Source organism: Gemmatimonadales bacterium (assembly GCA_035502185.1).
Classification (GTDB): Bacteria; Gemmatimonadota; Gemmatimonadetes; order Gemmatimonadales; family JACORV01; genus Fen-1245.
This window is the reverse complement of the sequence record DATJUT010000111.1, coordinates 1-21,400: the sequence shown is the minus strand read 5'-3', so window position 1 is coordinate 21,400 and position 21,400 is coordinate 1. Positions and strand designations below refer to the sequence as shown.

The 21,400-nt window shown below is 72.5% G+C and carries 17 protein-coding genes; 15 read left to right on the top strand and 2 right to left on the bottom strand.

Going from position 1 to position 21,400, the window contains the following annotated elements; all coding sequences use genetic code 11:
* The first annotated feature begins 43 nt into the window (after positions 1 to 43).
* Positions 44 to 1,339, top strand: a complete 1,296-nt coding sequence (locus tag VMF70_14780) for a hypothetical protein (protein HTT69287.1) — start codon at positions 44 to 46, stop codon at positions 1,337 to 1,339.
* 25 nt (positions 1,340 to 1,364) lie between these two features.
* Here VMF70_14780 and VMF70_14775 read toward each other — a convergent pair whose 3' ends face one another.
* Both VMF70_14775 and msrP read right to left on the bottom strand, forming a co-directional pair.
* Positions 1,365 to 2,012 (bottom strand): protein-methionine-sulfoxide reductase heme-binding subunit MsrQ, encoded by a 648-nt coding sequence (locus VMF70_14775; protein HTT69286.1) that lies wholly within the window; start codon positions 2,010 to 2,012, stop codon positions 1,365 to 1,367.
* A gap of 7 nt (positions 2,013 to 2,019) precedes the next feature.
* Positions 2,020 to 2,931 carry a protein-methionine-sulfoxide reductase catalytic subunit MsrP gene (gene msrP / locus VMF70_14770; protein ID HTT69285.1) on the bottom strand — a complete coding sequence of 304 codons (912 nt, stop codon included), beginning with the start codon at positions 2,929 to 2,931 and terminating at the stop codon, positions 2,020 to 2,022.
* 115 nt (positions 2,932 to 3,046) lie between these two features.
* On the opposite strand from msrP, the gene VMF70_14765 reads away from it, so the two are divergent.
* From VMF70_14765 to groL, 14 genes are all read left to right on the top strand, one after another.
* Positions 3,047 to 3,568, top strand: a complete 522-nt coding sequence (locus VMF70_14765; GenBank protein HTT69284.1) for a TIGR03546 family protein — start codon at positions 3,047 to 3,049, stop codon at positions 3,566 to 3,568.
* Complete coding sequence (locus VMF70_14760) at positions 3,565 to 5,421, top strand: hypothetical protein (protein HTT69283.1); 1,857 nt, start codon at positions 3,565 to 3,567, stop codon at positions 5,419 to 5,421. The genes VMF70_14765 and VMF70_14760 overlap by 4 nt, the downstream gene beginning before the upstream one ends.
* A 4-nt stretch (positions 5,422 to 5,425) precedes the next feature.
* Positions 5,426 to 5,803, top strand: coding sequence for a VOC family protein (locus VMF70_14755; GenBank protein HTT69282.1), 378 nt, complete (start codon positions 5,426 to 5,428; stop codon positions 5,801 to 5,803).
* A 130-nt stretch (positions 5,804 to 5,933) separates the two neighbouring features.
* Complete coding sequence (locus tag VMF70_14750) at positions 5,934 to 6,449, top strand: hypothetical protein (protein HTT69281.1); 516 nt, start codon at positions 5,934 to 5,936, stop codon at positions 6,447 to 6,449.
* A 31-nt stretch (positions 6,450 to 6,480) separates the two neighbouring features.
* Positions 6,481 to 7,203: a dipeptidase PepE gene (gene pepE, locus VMF70_14745; protein HTT69280.1), complete on the top strand. Its 723-nt coding sequence runs from the start codon at positions 6,481 to 6,483 to the stop codon at positions 7,201 to 7,203.
* Between the two features lie 234 nt (positions 7,204 to 7,437).
* Entirely contained in the window at positions 7,438 to 8,652 is a 1,215-nt protein-coding gene (locus tag VMF70_14740; GenBank protein HTT69279.1) for a hypothetical protein, read from the top strand.
* A 71-nt stretch (positions 8,653 to 8,723) separates the two neighbouring features.
* The gene (locus tag VMF70_14735) at positions 8,724 to 10,181 is read left to right on the top strand and encodes an ATP-binding protein (GenBank protein HTT69278.1); all 1,458 of its coding nucleotides are present in this window, start codon (positions 8,724 to 8,726) and stop codon (positions 10,179 to 10,181) included.
* On the top strand, positions 10,181 to 12,679 hold the full coding sequence (locus tag VMF70_14730) for a sigma 54-interacting transcriptional regulator (protein ID HTT69277.1): 2,499 nt from the start codon (positions 10,181 to 10,183) through the stop codon (positions 12,677 to 12,679). The genes VMF70_14735 and VMF70_14730 overlap by 1 nt, the downstream gene beginning before the upstream one ends.
* A complete protein-coding gene (locus tag VMF70_14725) occupies positions 12,676 to 13,569 on the top strand; it encodes a cytochrome b/b6 domain-containing protein (protein ID HTT69276.1) in 894 nt (297 codons plus the stop codon). The genes VMF70_14730 and VMF70_14725 overlap by 4 nt, the downstream gene beginning before the upstream one ends.
* A gap of 17 nt (positions 13,570 to 13,586) precedes the next feature.
* Positions 13,587 to 15,632 carry a hypothetical protein gene (locus tag VMF70_14720; GenBank protein HTT69275.1) on the top strand — a complete coding sequence of 682 codons (2,046 nt, stop codon included), beginning with the start codon at positions 13,587 to 13,589 and terminating at the stop codon, positions 15,630 to 15,632.
* Complete coding sequence (locus VMF70_14715) at positions 15,626 to 17,749, top strand: hypothetical protein (protein HTT69274.1); 2,124 nt, start codon at positions 15,626 to 15,628, stop codon at positions 17,747 to 17,749. Before VMF70_14720 ends, VMF70_14715 begins: the two co-directional genes overlap by 7 nt.
* A gap of 17 nt (positions 17,750 to 17,766) precedes the next feature.
* Positions 17,767 to 19,284: a cytochrome c3 family protein gene (locus VMF70_14710; GenBank protein HTT69273.1), complete on the top strand. Its 1,518-nt coding sequence runs from the start codon at positions 17,767 to 17,769 to the stop codon at positions 19,282 to 19,284.
* Positions 19,285 to 19,433: 149 nt separating this feature from the next.
* The gene (locus VMF70_14705) at positions 19,434 to 19,745 is read left to right on the top strand and encodes a co-chaperone GroES (protein HTT69272.1); all 312 of its coding nucleotides are present in this window, start codon (positions 19,434 to 19,436) and stop codon (positions 19,743 to 19,745) included.
* Positions 19,746 to 19,770: 25 nt separating this feature from the next.
* On the top strand, positions 19,771 to 21,400 hold a 1,630-nt coding region (groL, locus tag VMF70_14700; GenBank protein HTT69271.1), incomplete at its 3' end, for a chaperonin GroEL.

Below are 21,400 nucleotides of genomic sequence, written 5' to 3'. Positions count from 1 at the left end.
CCCGGACGCATCATTGGAGCCCACCGCAACCGGGCCCGGACCCATGCTGCACCTGCTGCTCGCCGCCGCGCTGCTCGCTCCCCAGGAGCCCCTGCCGCCTCCGCCGCCCCAGCGCGCCACCACCGAAGCGCTGCACGTCTACCTGGACTGCAGCATGTGCGACTTCGACTTCTTCCGGACCGAGATCACCTTCGTCAACTGGGTGCGCGACCGCCACGATGCCCAGGTGGACATTCTCGTCAGCACCCAGGGCACGGCCGCGGGAGGCACGGAGTACACGCTGACCTTCATCGGCCAGAAGGAGTTCGAAGGCCGAGCCGACACGCTGCGCTACGTGTCCCGCCCGGCGGAGACGGACGACGCGGTGCGCCGGGGGCTGGCGCACGCCATGTCGCTCGGCCTGGTGCGCTACGCCGCGCAGACGCCGCTGGCGGACGAGCTGGAGGTGCGGCGCGCCGGCCTGCCTCCCGGTGCGGGACCCGCGCAGCACCCGCACGACCCGTGGAACTACTGGGTGTTCAGCGTGGGCACCTCGGCGAACGCGAATGGAGACGCTTCGGACCGATACAGCTACTACTCGGCGCAACTGTCGGCGAACCGGATCACGGAGTCCTGGAAGACGCTGCTGAGCGTGTACGGGAGCTGGACGCGGAACGCGTACCAGGTGCCGGACAGCCTCGGCAACCTCTACTGGTTCGTGAGCCCGACCCACACCTTCACCTTCTCGGGCACGCTGGTCCGCAGCCTCGGCAGGCACTGGTCGGCCGGCGCGCAGGCGAGCGCCCTGTCGTCGACCTATTACAACCGCGACTACAACTTCGTCGTGGGCCCGGCGGTGGAGTACGATCTGTTCCCGTACGAGCAGTCCACCCGCCGGCAGCTGCGGTTCCTGTACGCGGTCAACCTCGAGCGCGACGCGTACGACCAGCTCACCCTCTACGGGAAGACCGCCCAGACGATGCCGAATCACGCCCTCACGGCAGCCCTCTCGCTGCGCGAGAAGTGGGGTACGGTGTCGCTCTCGCTCAACGGCACCCAGTACCTGAGCGACCTCAGCAAGTACGACGCGGGGCTCTACGGCGGGTTCACGGTGCAGCTGGTGCGCGGCTTGTCCGTGGGCGCGTCCGGCAACTACAGCGCGGTGCACGATCAGCTGTACCTGCCGGCGGCTGGTGCGACCTCCCTCGAGATCGTGGCGCGCCAGCGGCAGCTGGCGACGCAGTACACCTACTACGTGTACTACTCGATCACCTACACCTTCGGCTCGATCTTCAACAACGTGGTGAACCCGAGGTTCGGCGCGAGCGGGAGCGGCAGCTCGAGCTGCTTCTGCTTCTAGGCGTCGGCGCGGTTGGGCGCCGCGGTCAGGCGGCCGGCGTGGCTTCGACGCGCGGGGCCGCGCCCACGTCGCGGGGCGGCGCGGCCCGGCGGCTCCGGGCCGGCACGAAGCGCAGCGCCAGCAGCGCCACCAGGACCACCGCGTAGCGGGTCGGCACGGTGTGGTCGGCCTTCACCTCCCACACGAAGTGCACGATCCCCCCCAGCGCCGCCAGGTAGACCAGGCTGTGCAGCGTCTTCCAGCGCTTGCCGAGCCGCCGGACCATCGCGGCGCTCGACGTGAAGGCCAGCGGGATCATCAGGAGGAAGCTCGCGAACCCGACGGTGATGTAGGGCCGCTTGGCGAGGTCCTGCCCGATGTACTTGATGGCGAAGAACTGGTCCACGCCGAACCAGGTCAGGAAGTGCAGGCAGATGTAAGTGAAGGCGAACAGCCCGAGCATCCGGCGGTAGCCGCCGAGCACGTTCCAGCCGGTCAGGCGGCGCAGCGGCGTGATGGACAGGGTCGCCACCAGCAGGGTCAGGCCCCAGATGCCGAGACGCAGCTCCGTGGCGCGGATCGGCTCGGCGCCGAGCCGGCCGCCGAGGGCGTCCGCGAGCAGGACGGCGAGCGGGACGAGGCACGCCACGAACAGCGCGGCCTTGACGGCCCGCCGGGCGGCGCGCGGGGTCACGCGGTCCTCAGAAGAACCGCCGCAGATCCATCCCGGCGTACAGGGACGCCACCTGGTCGCCGTACCCGTTGAACATGAGCGTGGGGCGGCGGAAGAACTCGCCGATGCGCCGCTCGCGGGCCTGGCTCCAGCGCGGATGGTCCACGTCGGGGTTCACGTTGGCGTAGAAGCCGTACTCGTTGGGCACGGCCACGTTCCAGGTGTTCAGCGGCTGCGTCTCGACGAACCGGATCCGCACCAGCGACTTGGCGCTCTTGAAGCCGTACTTCCACGGCACGTGGATGCGGAGCGGCGCGCCGTTCTGGTTGGGCAGCGGGCGGCCGTAGAGCCCGGTCACCACCAGCGTCAGCGGGTGCATCGCCTCGTCCATGCGCAGGCCCTCGACGTACGGCCACGGCAGGACGTCGCTGCGCTGGCCCGGCATCTGGCTGGCGTCGAGGAGGGTGGTGAACTCCACGAACTTGGCGCGCGAGGTGGGGCGGAACCGCTCGATCAGGTTCCGCAGGGGGAACCCGTTCCACGGGATCACCATGGACCACGCCTCGACGCAGCGATGGCGGTAGATCCGCTCCTCGATCGTCTGTCCGCGGAGCAGGTCGTCGAGGTCGTACTGGCCGGGCTTCGCGATCTCGCCCGAGACGTCCACCTTCCACGGCCGGGTCCTGAGGCCGCCGGCGTTCGCCGCCGGATCCTCCTTGCCGGTGCCGAACTCGTAGAAGTTGTTGTAGTGGGTGATGTCCTGGTACGAGTTGGGCTTGTCGTCGGCGCGGGCGCGGCTGGTGCGCGCGAGTCCGACGGCGGGCAGCGCGGCATCCAGCGCCACGAAGCCCGCGGCTGCGAGGAACGCGCGCCGGCCGAAGTACGCGCGCTCCGGCGTGATTTCCGAGGATCGAATGTCTGGCGCCCGGCGTATGAGCACGGCAGGTCTCCGGCTGCTGGACCGATGGGATGGCTGGCGGAGAGTAATACCGGGATGGCATCGGCCGGGTTCCCGGCGGATTGACAGCGGTGCTCCGGGCCCGTAACGTCGCCCGGTGCTGTTCCTCAAGCTGATCCAGCAGCTCGTCAAGGCCCTCAACTCCGACGGCACGCCGGGACAGGTGGCCGCCGGGATCGCGCTCGGCGCGGTGTTCGGCCTCACGCCCCTGATGAACCTGCACAACCTCGTGCTGTTCGGGTGCGCGCTCATCTTCAACCTCTCGTTGCCGGGCGTCTTTCTCGGCTGGACGCTGGCGGTGCCCGTGGGCTTCGCCCTCGACCCGGTGTTCGACGCCGTGGGCTCCGCGCTGCTGGGCGCGCCGGCGCTGCGGGGCCTGTGGACGGCGCTCTACAACCTCCCGGTGGTGCCCTTCACCAACTTCAACAACTCGGTGGTCCTCGGCAGCTTCGTGGTCTGGGTGGTGCTGTTCCTCCCGCTGTTCTTCCTGGCGCGCTGGGCGGTGGCGAAGTACCGGGAGCGCGTCTACGAGCGGCTGCGGAGCATGCGCCTCTTCCAGGCGGTGACCGCGTCGGGGTGGTACTCGACCTACAAGTCGCTCACCGGGTGGAAGCTGTGAGGATCTTCCGCTGGAAGGCGGTGATCCCGCTCGGGTTGTTCGTCCTGCTCGTGGTTCTGTGCTGGACGCTGTTCGTGGATCGCCTGATCCGGCTCGGCATCGAGGCCGGCGGGACGGCGGCGGTCGGCGCCAGGGTCGAGCTGAAGTCGGCGCGGCTCCACCTGTTCCAGGCCTCCCTCGTGCTCCGTGGCCTCGCCGTGACCAACCCGCGCGAGCCGATGAAGAACCTGTTCGAGGTGGACGAGCTGAACCTGGACATCCACCTCCGGGCCCTGCTCGAGAAGAAGTTCGTGGCCGAGACGGTGGCCGTGCGCGGGCTGAGGTTCGGCACCGCGCGGACGGTGTCGGGGGCGCTGCCGGCCAAGAAGGCCGCCGCGGCGCCGGGCGGCGGAGCGGCGGTCCAGTCCGAGGTCGACGACTGGGCGCACCACGTGAAGCTGCCCTCGCTCGACCTGCAGGGCCTCGGCAAGGCGGTCAACGTCGCCGGGGTGAGCCCCGAGAGCCTGCACACGATCGCGCAGGCGCGGGCCATCGCGGCCAGGGGCGATTCGCTCCAGGGCTCGCTGGGGCGACGGGTCGCCGCGGCGGATCCGCGGCCGGTGGTGGACTCCGCCAAGGCGCTGATCGCGCGGCTGGGGAGCACGGACCTCCGGCGCCTGGGCCTCGCGGGCGCCCGGGACGCGGCGACGTCGGTGCGCACGACGCTCGGCGCGGTGAAGGCCTCCCGCGACCGGCTCACGGCGCTGCAGCGCGACGCGACGGCGCAGGTGGATTCGCTGCGGCAGCAGGTGACCGCGCTCGACCGGGCGCGGGCCGACGACTACGCCTACGCGCGCCGGCTCGTGCAGGTGCCGTCGCTCGATCCCAAGGACATCTCCGCCGCCCTGTTCGGACCGGCCGCCCTCGAGCGTCTCGTGCCCACGCTGCTGTGGACGCGACTCGCGGACCGGCACCTGCCGACCGGCGCGGCACCGCAGAAGAAGGCGGGCCCCAGGCGGGTCCGGATGGCCGGCACGACCTTCGTGTTCCCGATGCTGCACCGCTACCCGTCGTTCCTGGTCGAGTTCGCCGAGGGGAGCTTCGAGCTGGGCGGCGGCACGACGATGGCGGGCCAGTACCTGGGGCGCGTCACCGGCGTGACGACCGAGCCCGCGGTCTACGGCAAGCCGCTCACCTTCCTGGCGGGCCGCAGCGGCGCCGTCTCCGGCCCGCAGCGCATCGAGGTCTCCGGCTCGCTGGATCACACCGGTGCGGTCCCGCACGACGTGGTCTCCGCCGATCTCGCCGGCGTCCGGCTGCCGGCCTTCGATCTGGCGGCCGCCAGCGCACGGATGGATCTCAGGACGGGCGCGGTCAATCTCGCACTGGCGCGCACGGGCGACAGCCTGCGCGGCCGCTGGCTGGTGCGCTCGGACAGCGTGGGCTGGACCCGGCTGGGCGACACGGCGGCCGCGAGCGGCGGGACGCCGGCGCTCGGCAGCCGCGCCTGGCTCGACGCCCTGGTGTGGCACGCGGTGTCGTCGCTCAAGAACGTGGAGGTCGAGGCGTCCCTCTCGGGGCGGCTCGCCTCCCCGAGCGTGGACGTGTCCTCCAACGTCGGCGGCCAGGTCGCGACCGCGCTGCGCCAGGCGGTGTCGGCCGAGCTGAGCAAGGCGGAGGCACAGGTGAAGGCGAGGGTGGACAGCCTGGTGTCCCAGCAGGTGGGCGCGGCGAAGAGCAAACTGGCGGCGCTCGACACCGGACCCCTCAAGAGCCTCACCGACGACCAGGGCCAGCTGAACGCGGTCGAGGCGCAGCTCCAGCAGAAGCTGCGGAGCCTCACCGGCGGGATCCCCGGCCTGCGCCTGCCCTGACCGCGTGATCACCGGCGTCGCGCAGATCGCGCTGGTGGTGCACGACCTCGAGAAGGCGGTCGCGTTCTATCGCGACACGCTCGGCCTCACCCTCCTGTTCCAGGTGCCGAGCGCGGCGTTCTTCGACTGCGGGGGCACGCGCCTGATGCTGGCGCTGCCGGATCCCGGCCACCCCGAGCTGGACCATCCACCGTCCATCGTCTACTTCCGGGTGGCCGACATCGCCGCGACCTGCGGCACCCTGCAGGGGCGCGGGGCGAGGCTCGAGGGCGAGCCGCACGTCGTCGGCCAGTTCGAGGGGCGCGACGTGTGGCTGGCGCACTTCTACGACAACGAGGGCAACCTGCACGCGCTGACGAGCGAGGCCCCCCGGGGAAAGTGATCAGGTCATGAAGTGACGTGGCGTTGAGGAGGAAGCCGCCCGCCGGCGTTGCGCCCGGGCGCCCGCCGCCCCAGCTTCAGGGCCATTCCACGACAGTCCATCTCCGAGCCGCAAACCCACGGGAGGCTTCATGCAGGCCCTGCTGGTCGCGCTGCGTCTGCTCCACATCGTCCTGGGCGTGTACTGGGCTGGTGCCATCTTCTTCTTCGTCACCTTCGTCCAGCCGAGCATCAGGGATGCCGGCCCGGACGGGATGAAGGTCGCCCAGCAGATCATCCGGCGGGGCTACCTCAACATCGTGCCGGCCATCGCCGGCCTGACCATCCTGGCGGGGCTGACCCTCTACTGGCTGGATGCCCGGGCGATGCGCGGCGTGTGGATGTCGTCGGGGACGGGGCGGACCTTCACGCTGGGGGCGGCGGCGGCGCTCGCCGGCTTCGCCGTCGGCATGGCGGTAGTGCGGCGCTCGATGCTGCGGGTCGTCGCGCTGGGGCAGACGCTGCCCCAGCTGGCCGAGGGGCCGGAGCGCCAGGCGCGGATGGTGGAGATCGACCGGCTGCGCGCTCGCGCGACCAGCGGCGCACAGTGGGTGGCCGGGCTGCTCCTGGTCGCCGCGGCGGCCATGGCCGTCGCCCGATACGTCTGAGGCGGGGAGAGCGGCAGCGTCTCGAGCGGGCGTGACGAGCGCCCGCCAGCGACTGCTGCTCCTCAGCAACTCGCGCAACGCCGGGCAGGGCTACCTCGAGCACGCCGGGGACGTCATCCGGGCCTTCCTGGGTCCGGCGGTGAAGACGGTCCTGTTCGTGCCGTACGCGGCGGTGCGGGTCTCGTACGACGCGTTCGCCGCGTCGGTCGGCATCCGGCTGCGGGAGTGGGGCTACCGCATCGAGTGCGTCCACCTCCGGAGCGATCCGGCGGCGGCGGTGCAGGGCGCCGAGGCGGTGATGGTGGGCGGGGGCAACACGTTTCAGCTCCTCAAGGCGCTCTACGAGCACGGCCTCGTCGAGGCCCTCCGGGCCCGGGCCCGGTGCGGCACCCCGTACGTGGGCTGGAGCGCCGGCGCCAACGTGGCCGGGCCGAGCATCAGGACGACGAACGACATGCCCATCGTCGAGCCGCCGAGCTTCGCGGCGCTGGGCCTCGTGCCGTTCCAGATCAACCCGCACTACACCGACGCGGTGATCCCGGACCACGCGGGCGAGACGCGCGCCGAACGGCTCCTGGAGTTCGTCACCGCGAATCCGGGGGTGAGCGTCGTCGGCTTGCGCGAGGGCAGCATCCTCCGGGTGGAAGGCGGGGCGCTCGAGCTGTTGGGGAGCAAGCCGGCCCGCGTGTTCGTGGGCGGGCGCGAGCCGACCGAGCACGAGCCGGGCGCATCGCTGCAGTTCCTAATGGAGTAGCGCGGCGCGGCGGACCTGGCCCGTTCGCTGGCCCGTTCGGAACACTGTGTGTGCAGACCCGCGCAGTCGGAGAGAGGGCGGCGAGGCGACCGAGGCTCATCCCCTACACCCTAACACCTTACACCCAATGGAGTTGCGCGATGTGAGCCGATCCGCGCCTCCCATGGCCCCACTCCTGCCATAGTGAGGGTCGAGACGATGAAGCACCGACCGTAACGCAGGCAGGAGAAGACCATGACTCAGCCCATCGCGCGAGAGCACTCCGCGCAGACCAACCCCGCCGTTCCGCAGCGCGGTCTCGAGCTGCCCGCCGCCGTCGCGATGTCCTGGTCGCTGGCGACCGGGATGCTCCTGGGCGGCGCCGCCGTCGTCGCCATGATCGCGACCGACCGCATGAGCGGCCACCTGCTGCTGCTGGGGAGCGCGGTCCTGTTCGCCATCGGCGCCGCGGTCGGGCTCGTGCACGGCGTGATCCTCGGCATCGCCGGCCGTCCGGAGGGCACGACGCCGCGCCAGGCCGTGGGCGCGATGCTGCACGGTCTGTTCTACTATCCGTTCGGCCTGCTGCTCTCCTGGGCGGTGGCCGGCTGGGTGGCCGCGATGCCGCTCGCCCTGCTTGGGCACCACGTCATCGGCACCGTGATCTCGGCCCTGGCCTGGGTCGCGATGGCCGCGACCGCGTACTTCGCGGGCAGCACCGGCCTGCACGCCCTGACCCTGGCGTACCGCCGCTGGCCGGACCGGGTACCCGGGACGATCATGGTGGGCGCCACGCTCGTGGCGCTCCTGGTGGCGTTCGCGATCCAGCCCCCGACCATCTGGTTCACCGACGTGCGGCTGACCTACCCCGGCGCGGTCGTGCTCGCGCTCGGCGCCACGTTCTGGTTCTACGGTCCCATCATCACCGCGGGACTCGCGGTGCTGCGCCGGGCGATGCCGCTGTTCCCCGCGTCGCGCGTGCTCGACCGCGTCCACGCGTCGAAGGGCATCGCGCTCAGGGCCGGCCTCGCCATCGGCGCCGGCATCCTGGTGGCCGCGCTCGCGGCGCCGTTCCACAAGGGCGCCCTCGGCCTGCCCACCGACGTCGAGCGCGTCGGCTTCCTGCCCGCGATGGGCCTGGCCGTCGCCAACGCGGTCACCGACGAGCTGTTCCTCCGGTTGTTCGTGTTCACCGCGGCGCTCGCGCTCGCGGTGCGGCTGCTGCCCAAGGACCGGACCTGGGCCGTCTGGCTCGCCATCGGGGTGGCCACGGTCGCGGACCTGCTGCTCCACTGGCCGGACATGACGGCGCTGGGCCTGCCGGGCTTGTCGACAACGCTCGCCTACGCCGTGGCCCGGATGGCAATCCCAGCCGTTCTGTTCGGTTATCTCTATTGGCGGCGCGGACTTGGGACGGCTGTGGCGGCGCACGCAGCTGCCGGAGCTGCAGTCGGGCTTCTGGCCCTCTAGTCCCAGCCGTTGTACCAGTCAGCGCAATCCGCGTGCAAGACGGCACGCGGATTGCGCTTTTTGGGCCAGGCATGACACTCAGCGACCTGTCGATCCGGGCCAAGGTCCTGTGGACCGCGTTGGGGGCACTGCTCGTGGTCCTGGGCGTGGCGACGACGCTCTCACTCCGGTACTGGGAGCGGGAGCAGCTGGCGCTGACGAGCGAGCACGCGCTGATGGCCGTGGCGGCGGCACAGGGCCCGGTGGAGGCGGCGCTGGCGCACGGGCAGGTCGGCCAGGTGCGGGAGGAGCTTCGGCGGCTGGTGGCACGGCCGCCGGCGCTCGGCTACCGCCTGGTGGCGGCGGACGGCACGGTTCTGCTCTCGAGCGACTTCGGCGAGGAGGCGCGGCGGCGCCCTGGCCGAGCGCTGCCGAGCCCCTGGGACATTCCGCCCGAGGGGCAGGTGCTTGGCGGGCGCGGGGATTCGACCCTGAGCGCGGTGATCGCGGTCGGCGGGGTCGGGGGGCCGGGCGGCCGGGCGACCCTGGAGCTGGTGTTGAGCGTGAGCCGGATCGACGCCGCGATCCGGCGCGGGCGGATCTACGGGCTGGTGCTGACCGCGCTGCTGTGTCTCGCCTACGCGGTCGTGCTGGGGGCGATGATGGAGCGCGAGGTCGTGATCCCGATGCGGAAGATGCGGCGCGGGATCGCGCGGGCGAGTGCGGGAGAGGAAGGCGTGCGCATCGGCCTCACCCGCCACGACGAGCTGGGCCGCCTGGGCGCCTCGGTGGACCGGCTGCTCGAGAAGGACGAGCAGGCGGTGCGGCTGGCGGCGCAGCAGCAACGCACGCTCACGGAGCAGGCGGGATTCGCCGAAGTGGGGGCGCTGGCCGCGCAGGTGGCGCACGAGATCAAGCGGCCGCTGGCGGGCATCAAGAGCGCCATGGAGCTCATCGCGCAGGAATATGCGATGAGCGACGCGGAGCGGCGGCTCCTGGTGCGGGTCGAGGACGAGCTGCAGCACGTGGACGAGACCGTCCGCGATCTGATGAGCCTGGCGCGCCCCGTGGGACTCAACACCCAGACGCTGGATCTGCACGCCGTCATCAACGGCGCGCTGGCGCGGCTGTCCGGGCTTCCGGGCGCCGACCGGGTGAAGGTCGAGCGGGTCTACGACCCGGGTGTCCCGCCACTCGTGGGCGATGCGGCGCGGTTGGAGCAGGCGATCCTGAACCTCTCGGTCAACGCCGTGGAGGCGATGGGCGAAGGCGGGCGACTGACGATCACGACCCGGCTGGCCGACGGTGCGGTCGCGATCGACGTGCGCGACACCGGCTCCGGCATCGCGCCCGAGAATCTCGAGCGCGTGTTCAAGCCGTTCGTGTCCACCAAGCCGCTGGGCACGGGGCTCGGGCTGCCGCTGGTGGCGCGGGTCGTGGCGGCTCACGAGGGCCGCATCACGGTCGAGAGCGAGGTCGGCCGCGGCACCACCTTCCACATCCACCTGCCGGTCAAGCCCGGCGTGGCGAAGCAGGGCGGGGAGGCGTAATGGCCGGCGAACGGCTGTTGGTCCTGGAAGACGATCCCCTGCTGCTGAGCGTGCTGGCGGAGCGGCTGGGACGCGAGGGGCTGGAGGTGACCTCCGCATCCACCCTGGCGGATGCCCGCAAGGCGCTGGACGCCGCCGATCAGGACGTGGCGCTGATCGACCTGCGCCTGCCCGACGGCGAGGGGCTGTCGTTGCTGCGGGAATACGCGCCGAAGGGCGACACGGTCTGGGTGGTGATGACGGCCCACGCGACCGTGAGCTCGGCGGTGGAGGCCCTGAAGCTCGGGGCGAAGGACTATCTGGAGAAGCCGTTCACGCTCGACCGCGCCGTGGCGACGATCAAGCAGGCGCTGGAAATGACGGCGCTGCGCCGCGAGGTGGCGGCGCTCCGCGACCGCAGCTCGCACGCCGGCACCACCGTGATCGGCGAATCGCCGGCCATGCGGCGCGTTTTCGAGCTGGTCGAGCGGCTGGCCGCGGTGGACGCGACCACGGTGCTGATCGAGGGGGAGAGCGGAACGGGGAAGGGCGCCATCGCGCAGGCGCTGCACCGGCTCAGCAAGCGGTCGAACGGACCCTTCGTGAACGTGACCAGCTCGGCGCTGCCCGAGACGCTGATGGAGTCCGAGCTGTTCGGGCACGAGAAGGGCGCGTTCACCGACGCGCACGCGGCCAAGCGCGGCCTCGTGGAAATGGCGGACGGCGGCACGCTGTTCCTCGACGAGGTGGGCGAGCTCACGCCGGGCGTGCAGGCGAAGCTGCTGCGGTTCATCGAGGAGAAGACGTTCCGGCGCCTGGGCGGCACCCGCGACCTGGTGGTGGACGTGCGGATCGTGACCGCCACCAACCGCGACCTGGCGGCGGAAGTGGCCAGCGGGCGGTTCCGCGCGGACCTGTTCTACCGGCTGCGCGTCATCCCGATCACGCTGCCGCCCCTGCGCGAGCGGCGCGAGGACATCCTGCCGCTGATCAAGCACTTCGTGGCGCACTTCGACCGCGAGTTCGGCAAGAAGGTGCGCGAGATCACGCCGGAGGCGCAGGCGATGCTCGCCGCCTACCCGTGGCCGGGCAACGTGCGCGAGCTGAGGAACGTGATCGAGCGCGCCGTGCTGCTGGCGGACGGCGAGGCCGTCGGGCCCCGCGAGCTGCCGCCCGAGGTGGCGGCGCCGATGGCGCAGCCGGTGGCGGCGGCCGCGCTGCCCTCGGACGGCGTCAAGCTCGACGAGGTGGAGCGCCGGCTGCTGGTCGAGGCCCTGGACCGGGCGCACGGCAACCAGTCGCACGCCGCGGCGCTGCTCGGCCTGAGCCGGCACCAGGTGCGCACCCGGATGAAGCGCCACGGGCTCATGGCCCTGGCCCTGCTCGTGCTCGCCGCCGCGCCGGCGGCGCGGGCCCAGCGGGCCGCGGGCGGCCGCGGCGCGGCCGCGGTCCCGTCCCTCACCTGCCTCCGCTGCCACGGGTCGCGGGAGTTCCTCGAGCAGGCGGTGCCGCGCGGCCAGTTCCGCCTCTCCCTGGTGGTGGCGCCGGACACGGGCGGAGGCCGCGCCCACGCGAGGCTGGCGTGCGTCGCCTGCCACGTCGGCGCCCTCGAGTTCCCGCACCGGCCCGAGGCCGCGACGCCGATCGCCTGCACCAGCTGCCACGCGGCCGTGAGCGAGACGCTGCACGCGAGCGTGCACGGTGAGGGGAAGGGCGTCGCCTGCACCGAGTGCCACGGTGCCCACCAGGTCGGCGCCGTGGCCTGGCTCGCGACGGCGCCGGGCCGCGCGGCGCTGAACGCGGCGTGCGCGGCGTGCCACGCGCACAAGCTGCCGGCGCCGGGCGACGTGCACGCGAGCGCGGCCGGGTGCATGGACTGCCACGGCGGTCACGCGATCGAGCCGCTCCACGACCCGGAGACCCACGGCGTGCCGCTCGCCGTGGCGCGGCGCTGCGCCGCGTGCCACCCGGCCGAGGCCGCGCAGTACTGGCTGGACGCGCACGGCCAGGCCGTGCTGAGCGAGGCCGGCAGCCCGGCGCCCCTGGGCGGCGACACCGCGGCGACGTGCGTGGACTGCCACCAGGGCCACGCGGTGCGCGTGCCCGCCGACAGCGCGGCGCACTTCGGCTTCGCCGAGACGTGCACCCGCTGTCACGCGGCGTACGGCGCCACGTTCCGCGAGAACTACCACGGCCAGGCCACGCAGGTGGGTTCCCGGCGGGCGGCGCTGTGCGCCAACTGCCACACGGCCCACGCGATCTACCCGGCCTCGGACCCGCGGTCGTCGGTGTCGGCGGGGCGGCGGCTCGCCACCTGCCGCCGCTGCCATCCGGCGGCGAGCGGCCGGTTCGCCGACTACCGACCCCACGCCGATCCGACCAGCGCGGCGCGGAACCCGGGCCTGTTCGCGCTGTGGCTGGCGATGGTGGTGCTGCTGGCCGGCGTGACGGCCGTCTACCTGGTGCACGCGGTGCTGGTGTCGCGCCGCACCGCGATCGAGCGGAGGGCCGCGCCGTGACGCGCAAGGACGTCTTCTTCGACGGGGTCGCGCTCGACGCCGCGCACCGCGGGCGGGGGCCCTACATCTGGCGGTTCACCGTCGGGCAGCGCGTCCTGCACGGAGTGCTGGTGGTGGCGTTCTTCGTGCTGGCGTTCACGGGGCTGCCACTGCGCTTCAGCTGCGTGGTCTGGGCGCCGAAGCTGATGGCGCTGTGGGGCGGGGCGCGCACGGCGGGCTTGATCCACCGCTGGGCCGGCGGCGTCGTGCTGGCATGCTTCGCCGGCTACCTGGGCTACGCGGCCGTGGCGCTGGCGCGCGCGCGCGACCGGCGCGCGCTGCTGTGGGGGCCGGAGTCGATCCTGCTCGGGCGGCGCGACTTCCGCGAGTTCTGGCAGATGCTGCGCTGGGCGGTCGGGAAGGGCGAGCGGCCGCGGTTCGGGCGGTACAGCTACCGCGAGAAGTTCAACTACCTGATGGTGTTCCTCGGCCTGGGCGTGATCGCGGCGACCGGGCTGCTGCTGTGGTTCCCCGAGTTCTTCGGGCGGTTCCTGCCGGGCGTGGTGTTCAACGTCGCGACCATCGTCCACTCCTACCAGGTGATGCTCCTGGCCGCGCTGATCGTGGCGTACCACTTCTTCGACGTGCACCTGCGCTCCACCAAGTTCCCGCTCGACGGGGTGATGGTCACGGGGCGGGCGACCCTGGGTTACATGGAGGAGGAGCATCCGCTCGTGGCCGAGGCCCTGGGCGACGTCGCGGCGCAGGCCCCGAGCGCGCGCGCGGTCGCGGACCGCGTGGCGCCGCCGGCGCCGCGCTGGCTCGGCGTGCTGAGCGCGGCGTCGGGGATGCTGTTCCTCGCGCTGGGCGTGCTGCTGATCGTCCTGGGGCTGTGGGACGTGCTGTGCTAGGTCGGGCGCTCCGGCTAGTGGTGCTCGCGGCGGCGCTGGGGCGCGGCGCCCTGGCCCAGAATGCGGCGGACCGGATGGCCAGCTCGCAGTGCGAGCGGTGCCACGCGGACCGTGAGCAGCTGGCGCGGCGGGCGCCGGCGGGCTGGAACGCCGACTCGCTGTTCGTCAGCCGCGACGTGCTGGCAGGCTCGGTGCACGCCTCGGTGCCGTGCGTGCGGTGCCATCCGATCCCCGGGCTGGCGATGCATCCCGGCGAGGCGCGCACCAGCGTGCCGTGCGGCACCTGCCACGCGAAGGAGGACTCACTGTGGCGCGCCGGGCCGCACGGCGGGCGGGCCGGGCTCAAGGAGGCAGCCTGCACCGCCTGTCACGGCGTGCACGACGTGCGGCCGGCCCGGGAGCTGGAGCGCGGCGCCGGGGCGGCGCTGCTGGTCACGCGGTGCGTGAGCTGCCACGAGTCGCGGGCGTTCGCGCCCGACGACGTGCACCGCGGCCGGGTGACCTGCGCGGCCTGCCACGGCGCCCACATGATCCAGCCGGTGCGCGACCCCGCGACCCACGGCATCGCGATCGGCATCGCGCAGCGCTGCGCGGTGTGCCACGACTCGGTGGCGGCGCAGGAGTTCGGGGACGTCCACGGCGTCACGGCGCGGGCGCAGGCGGCGATGCGCGGCCCGCTGGCGGGCGACACCGCGCCCACCTGCGTCTCGTGCCACGGCGGGCACGGGATGCAGCCCGCGCACGCGCTGCAGCGCGAAGTGGCGCTGGTGGACCGCTGCGCCTCGTGCCACAAGCACGAGGGCAAGACCTACGCGGACACCTACCACGGCCGCGCCACGCGGCTGGGCTACTACCGGGCCGCGCGCTGCAACGACTGCCACGGGTCGCACCAGATCTTCCCCTCGAGCGACCCGCGCGCCTCCACCTCGGCGGGCCGCCTGGTGGCGACCTGCGCGCGCTGCCACGCGTCGGCGGCCCGGCCGAGCTTCGTGTCGTACCGCGCGCACCCCCGTCCCATGGACATCCGCGACAACCTGGCCGTGTTCGGGGCGTGGGTGCTGATGAACGTGATCCTGTTCTTCACTTTCACGGTGTTCGGCATCCACACCGTGCTGTGGCTGGCGCGCCTGCTCGAGATCAAGTGGCGGGAGCGCCGGCGCCGCCGCGAGCTGGGACTCGACGACGAGCCGGCCGCCGCGCCGTCGATCGACTCCGCGGCGCGGGGCCGCGGTCCCTACGTGTGGCGGTTCCGCCTGTTCCACCGGATTCTCCACGCCGTCTCGGTGGTGAGCTTCTTCGCGCTGGTGATCACCGGGCTGCCGCTGCGCTTCAGCTGCGCGCTGTGGGCCTCGGACCTGATGCGCCTGCTCGGCGGCACGCACGTCGCAGGCATCGTGCACCGCACCGCCGGGGCGATCACCATCGCCTACTTCCTCACCCACCTGGGCTGGCTGGCGGTCTTCGTGGCCCGCTCGAAGGACCGCAAGGCCATCTTCTGGGGCCGCGACTCGATGGTGCCGCAGCCGCAGGACTTCCGCGACTTCGTCCAGATGTTCAAGTGGTTCTTCGGCAAGGCGCCGTTCCCGCGGTTCGGTCGCTACGGCTACAACGAGAAGTTCCACTACTTCGGCGCGTTCTGGGGCATCGTGCTCCTGGGCGGCTCGGGAGTGGTCCGCTGGCTGCCGGGCGTGTTCACCCGGGTGCTGCCGGGGTGGGCGTTCAACGTGGCCGCCGTGTTCCACTCCGAGGAGGCGCTGCTCGCGGCCGGCTTCATGTTCGTCATCCACTTCTTCAACGTGCACCTGCGGCCCGGGAAGTGGCCGATGGACGGCGTGATGTTCACCGGCCGGGCCACCGCGCAGGTGCTGGAAGAGGAGCACCCGCTCACCATGGAGCGGTGGGACGCGCTCGCGGGCCGGCCGGTGAGCCGGGCCGCCGTCCCGGACCTGCCGGCGCCCCCGCCGCCGGGGTGGATGACCGCCGTGGCGGCGGCGTTCGGCCTGCTGGCGCTGGGGGTGGGGCTGCTGATCGTGGGCCTGATCATGTGGGCGCAGCTGTGCTGAGACGGCTCGCGCTGGTGCCGGTGCTCGCGGCCCTGCTGGCGGCGCCGGCCGCGGCCCAGCGGCGGGAGGTGGCCCCCGGCCAGGACAGCGGGCGGGCGGCCGGCGCGAGGCACGCCGGCGTCACGAGGCCGTTCCCGTCCGGCGCAGACTGCGAGCGCTGTCACGGGAGCCGCGAGTTCCTGCTGAGCGCGGCCTCGGACCGGAACGTCGGGGCGGGCCTGGTGGTGACCCGCGCCACGCTGAGCGGGGGGCCGCACGCGCGGGTCGCGTGCAGCGAGTGCCACACCGGTGTCACGTTCTTCCCGCACGAGCCCGAGGCCGCCCGCCGGGTCGTGTGCGGCCGCTGCCACGCCGCCCAGGACTCGGCCTGGCGGCGCGGCGTCCACGGCCCGCACGGGGCGTCGGGGGAGCCGCGGGCCGGTTGCGTGGCGTGCCACGGCGGCCACGAGGTGGCGCGCGCCGGCTTCCTGCCGACGGCGGCGGGGCGGAGCGAGATGCGGAAGGCGTGCGCGCAGTGCCACGCCGCGCAGGTCGTGAGCTCGGAGCGCGACGTGCACGCCGACACGATCGCCTGCACCCGTTGCCACGGCAGCCACGCGATGCGGCCGGTGCCGGACGAGGCGACGCACCGCATCGACGTCGGCCTCGCCCGCGCGTGCGGCCAGTGCCACGCCGCCGAAGCGGCGAGCTACTGGAGCGACGTCCACGGCCGCACGGCCGCGCGCCAGGCGGCGAGCCCCGCGGCGCTCGGCCCCGACACGGCGGCCACCTGCATCTCCTGTCACGGCGAGCACGGGATCCGGCGGGCCAGCGATGCGACCTGGCGGTTCGCGGTGGCCGGCGCCTGCACCCGCTGCCACGCCGCGTACGGGCGGACCTACCGCGACAGCTATCACGGGCAGGCGTCGGGCGTCGGGTCGACGCGGGCGGCCAAGTGCGCCGACTGCCACACGCCGCACGACGTGCGGCCCGCGTCCGATCCCGCGTCGTCGGTCGCGCCGGCCAACGAGCTCAGGACCTGCCGGCAGTGCCACTCCGCGGCGCGCGGCAAGTTCGCCGGCTACCAGCCCCACGCGAACCCGCGCGACCGGCACAAGAACCCGGTCCTGTTCGCCGTGTGGCTGTTCATGAACGTGGTCCTCACCGGCACGATGCTGGTGTGGGGCGCGCACACGCTGCTGTGGTACCGCCGCACCCTGCTCGACCGGCGCGCGGCCGGCGCCGCGCGGTCCGCGGCCGCCGCGGGCCCGACGCCGATGGACTCGGCCCTGCGCGGCGGCGGCCCGTTCGTGTGGCGCTTCAACCTGCTGTTCCGCGTGGTGCACGCCCTGATCGTCGCCACCTTCTTCGTGCTGGTCGTGACCGGGCTGCCGCTGCGGTTCAGCTGTGCCGCGTGGGCGCCCGGGCTGATGCGGCTCCTGGGGGGGGCGACCCGGGCGGGCGTGGCGCACCGCACCGCGGGCCTGTTCGTGTTCGGCTACTTCGCCCTGTACGCCGGGTATCTCTCGGTCCGCGCGTGGCGGAGGCCGGGGCGGGTGCGCGAGTGGCTCGGCCTGGACTCGATCGTCTTCAGGCCGCAGGACCTGCGCGACGCCGTGGCGATGGTGCGGTGGTTCTTCGGGCGCGGGCCGCAGCCCCGGTTCGGGCGGTACAGCTACATGGAGAAGTTCGACTACTTCGCCGAGCTGTGGGGCGTGGGCGCGATCGGCTTCACGGGGCTGATGCTGTGGCAGCCGGAGTTCTTCGGCCGCTTCTTCCCGGGCATCCTGTTCAACGTCGCCATCATCGTGCACTCGTACGAGGCGATGATCGCCACCGCGTTCATCTTCACGATCCACTTCTTCAACGTGCACCTCCGGCCCGACAAGTGGCCGGTGGACGCGGTGATGTTCACCGGCCGCGCCACGCTCCACTATATGGAGGAGGAGCACCCGCTCGTGGCCGAGCGGCTGCGGGAGCGGGTCGCCGCCGCGGCGCCGAGCGCCGCGGCCGTGGTGGACGAACCGGCCCCGCCGCCCTCGCCGTGGATGAACGTGGCCGCCGCCGCGGGCGGGCTGGTGCTGCTCGGCATCGGGCTGGTGCTGATCGGCCTGATCCTGTGGGGCTCGCTGTGCTAGGCGGGCGCCCTCGGCCGGTGCGGGGCGGCCGCGCCCGGCGGCGCGCCGCGCGCGCCGCGCCCTGGCTGCCGGCGCTGGCGCTGGCGGTGCTGGCCGGATGCGGCGGGGCGGGGCGGCCCGGCGGCGCGCGGAGCCCGCACGACCGGGTCGCGTGCGTGGGGTGTCACCGCGGCGGCCCGACGCCCTCGGGGCGCGCGGGCGTGCCCGACGCCGCCTGCTCGGCGCGCGGGTGCCATCCCAACGGCGGGCCCGACAGCGCCCGGATCGCGATGGTGACCTTCCGGCACAGCGCGCACCCGATGAGCGAGCGCCGCTCGGTGCCGTGCGCCGCGTGCCACACCCACGAGGCCGGCAGCACGGTGCTCGGGGCCGACAGCTCGACCTGCGCGCTGTGCCACTTCACGGAGGTCTCGAGCCCTCGCGACGCCGGCTGCGCGACCTGCCACCGCCATCCCCGGCACACCCGGGCGACCAGCCAGGGCGTGCCGCTCTCCCATGCGATGCTCGAGCAGGCGCGGGTGCCGTGCACCCGCTGCCACTACCGGGTGGTCGAAGGCGACACCACCGTCGCCGTGGCGCGGTGCGCCGCGTGCCACGGGGCCAAGCCGCCGGCGAAGCTGCCGCCGGCCGACTCCGCCCACGCGCACCATCCGGAGCTGGCGTGCCGCTCCTGCCACGGTGCCGTCACGCACCGGGTCGTGGCGATGAGCGGCTCGATCGACCTGCAGTGCGCGGACTGCCACGCGCTGCGCCACCGCCGGCCCATCCCCGCCGACACGTCGCGCACGGCCAGGTGCGCCGACTGTCACGCCGGCGTGCACGCCGAGCAGCAGCGCCTCATGCTCGGGCTGATGCCGGGGGAGGAGCTGCGGCCGAGCCTGATGTTCATGGGCGGCGTGACCTGCCGCTCGTGCCATGTCTCGCCCGACGCGCCGCGGCCGGCGCCGGGCACGAGCCTCGTGCCGACGGCGTCGGTGTGCGTCGGCTGCCACGGCGACGCGTGGCGCGGCGTGCTGGCGCGCTGGGAACGGGGCTACCAGCGGCGACGCGCCTGGATCGACGCGTACCTCGGCAGGGCGGAGGCGGACCTCGGCGGCCGCGCGCCGGGGGCGGCGCTCGCCCGGATCGCGGAAGCCAAGGGCCTGATGGCGTTCGTCCAGCGGGCGCGGCCGGCCCACAACCTCACGGCCGCCGACGGGATCATGCGCCAGGCGCTGCGACTGGCCGACGACGCCTACCGCCTCGCGGGCCGCGGCGCGCCGCCGCCGCCCGAGCTGGGGCCGGCCGTGCGCGCCGGCGCGTGCATCGCCTGTCACTACGGCATCGAGGAGGCGACGACCGGCAGGGACAGCGCCAGCGGGCGCGTCACCACGCACGCCGACCACCTCTTCAAGGCCTTCCTGCCGTGCGACGCCTGTCACGCGGCGGGCGCGGCCCCGCCGGGCGTCCCGGACAGCTTGTGGATCGACACCACCTCGGTGGGCGGGCCGGCCAGCCGCGCGTTTCTCAAGCCCAGACGTCCAGCAGCGCCGTAAGTAACGATTTCGCAACATCTTACTGACATACCGATGTGGCCTTGACACCCGGTCCTGGGGCGGCTAGTCTTCGCGCCACGCTATTAGCACTCAACGCAGGTGACTGCTAACATCATCCGCATCCGTTTGCGCAAGGAGGCAGGAGACACATGGCCACGACATCCAAGGCGGCGAAGGGGAAGGTGCACCCGCTGGCTGATCGTGTGGCTATCCGTCCGCTCGAGGAGACCGAGCAGATGCGCGGTGGGCTGTACATCCCGGACACCGCCAAGGAGAAGCCGCAGCAGGGGGAGATCATCGCGGTCGGACCCGGCCGGATGGAGAAGGGCCAGCACGTTCCGATGGAGCTGAAGGTCGGCGACAAGGTGCTGTACGGGAAGTACAGCGGCACCGAGGTCACCATCGAGGACGACACCATCCTGATCATCAAGGAGTCGGACGTCCTCGCCAAGATCGGCTGAGGGTCCGCAAGGGGAGGAGCACGACATGGCAGCGAAGGAGCTCATTTTCGGCGTTGATGCGCGCGCCAAGCTGAAGCGGGGCGTGGATCAGCTGGCCGAGGCGGTGAAGGCGACGCTCGGCCCGAAGGGCCGGAACGTCGTCCTCGACAAGAAGTTCGGGAACCCGACCGTGACCAAGGACGGGGTCACGGTGGCGAAGGAAATCGAGCTGCCGGATGCGGTCGAGAACATGGGCGCGCAGATGGTGAAGGAAGTCGCGACCAAGACGTCCGACATCGCGGGTGACGGGACGACGACGGCGACGGTGCTGGCCCAGGCGATCTTCCGCGAGGGGCTGAAGAACGTCACCAGCGGCGTGAACCCGATGGCCCTCAAGCGCGGGATCGACAAGGCGGTCGAGGTGGTGTTCGAGGAGCTGAAGAAGCTGTCGGTGCCGACGGCGGGGAAGAAGGAGATCGCGCAGGTCGGCGCCATCTCGGCGAACAACGACGCCACGATCGGCGACATCATCGCCGAGGCGATGGAGAAGGTGGGCAAGGACGGCGTGATCACGGTGGAAGAGGCGAAGGGCCTCGAGACCACGCTGGAGACGGTGGACGGGATGCAGTTCGACCGCGGCTACCTGTCGCCGTACTTCGTCACCGACGCCGAGAAGATGGAAGCGGTGCTCGAGGACGGGGTGATCCTGATCCACGACAAGAAGATCAGCTCGATGAAGGACCTGCTCCCGGTGCTGGAGAAGGTCGCCCAGCTCGGGAAGCCGCTGCTGATCGTCGCCGAGGACATCGAGGGCGAGGCGCTGGCGACGCTGGTCGTGAACAAGCTGCGCGGCACGCTGAAGGTGTGCGGCGTGAAGGCGCCGGGCTTCGGCGACCGCCGCAAGGAGATGCTGCGCGACGTCGCGATCCTCACCGGCGGCAAGGTGATCAGCGACGAGCTGGGCTTCAAGCTCGAGAACACCGTCCTGGGCGACTTGGGGAAGGCGAAGCGGATCGTGGTGGACAAGGACAACACCACGCTGGTGGACGGGGCCGGCAAGCGGTCCGACATCGAGGGCCGGATCAACGAGATCCGTGCCGCGATCGAGAAGTCCACGTCGGACTACGACAAGGAGAAGCTGCAGGAACGCCTGGCCAAGCTCGCGGGCGGCGTGGCGGTGATCAACGTGGGCGCCGCGACCGAGACCGAGATGAAGGAGAAGAAGGCCCGGGTCGAGGACGCGCTGCACGCGACCCGCGCGGCGGTCGAGGAAGGCATCGTGCCGGGCGGCGGCGTCGCGCTGCTCCGTTCCCAGCCGGCGGTCGGCCGGATGAAGCTGTCCGAGGACGAGAAGATCGGTGCCGAGATCGTGCGGCGCTCCCTCGAGGAGCCGATCCGGATGATCGCGCTGAACGCCGGCGCCGAGGGCTCGATCGTGGTCGAGAAGGTGCGCGAGTCGAAGGACAAGAACTTCGGCTACAACGCGCAGACCGACGAGTACGAGGACCTGGTCGCGGCCGGCGTCATCGACCCGACCAAGGTCACCCGCACGGCGCTGCAGAACGCGGCGTCCATCGCGGGACTGCTGCTGACGACCGAGGCGGTCGTGGTCGAGAAGAAGGAGGAGCAGAAGGCCCCGCCGATGCCGCCGGGTGGCGGGATGGGCGGGATGTACT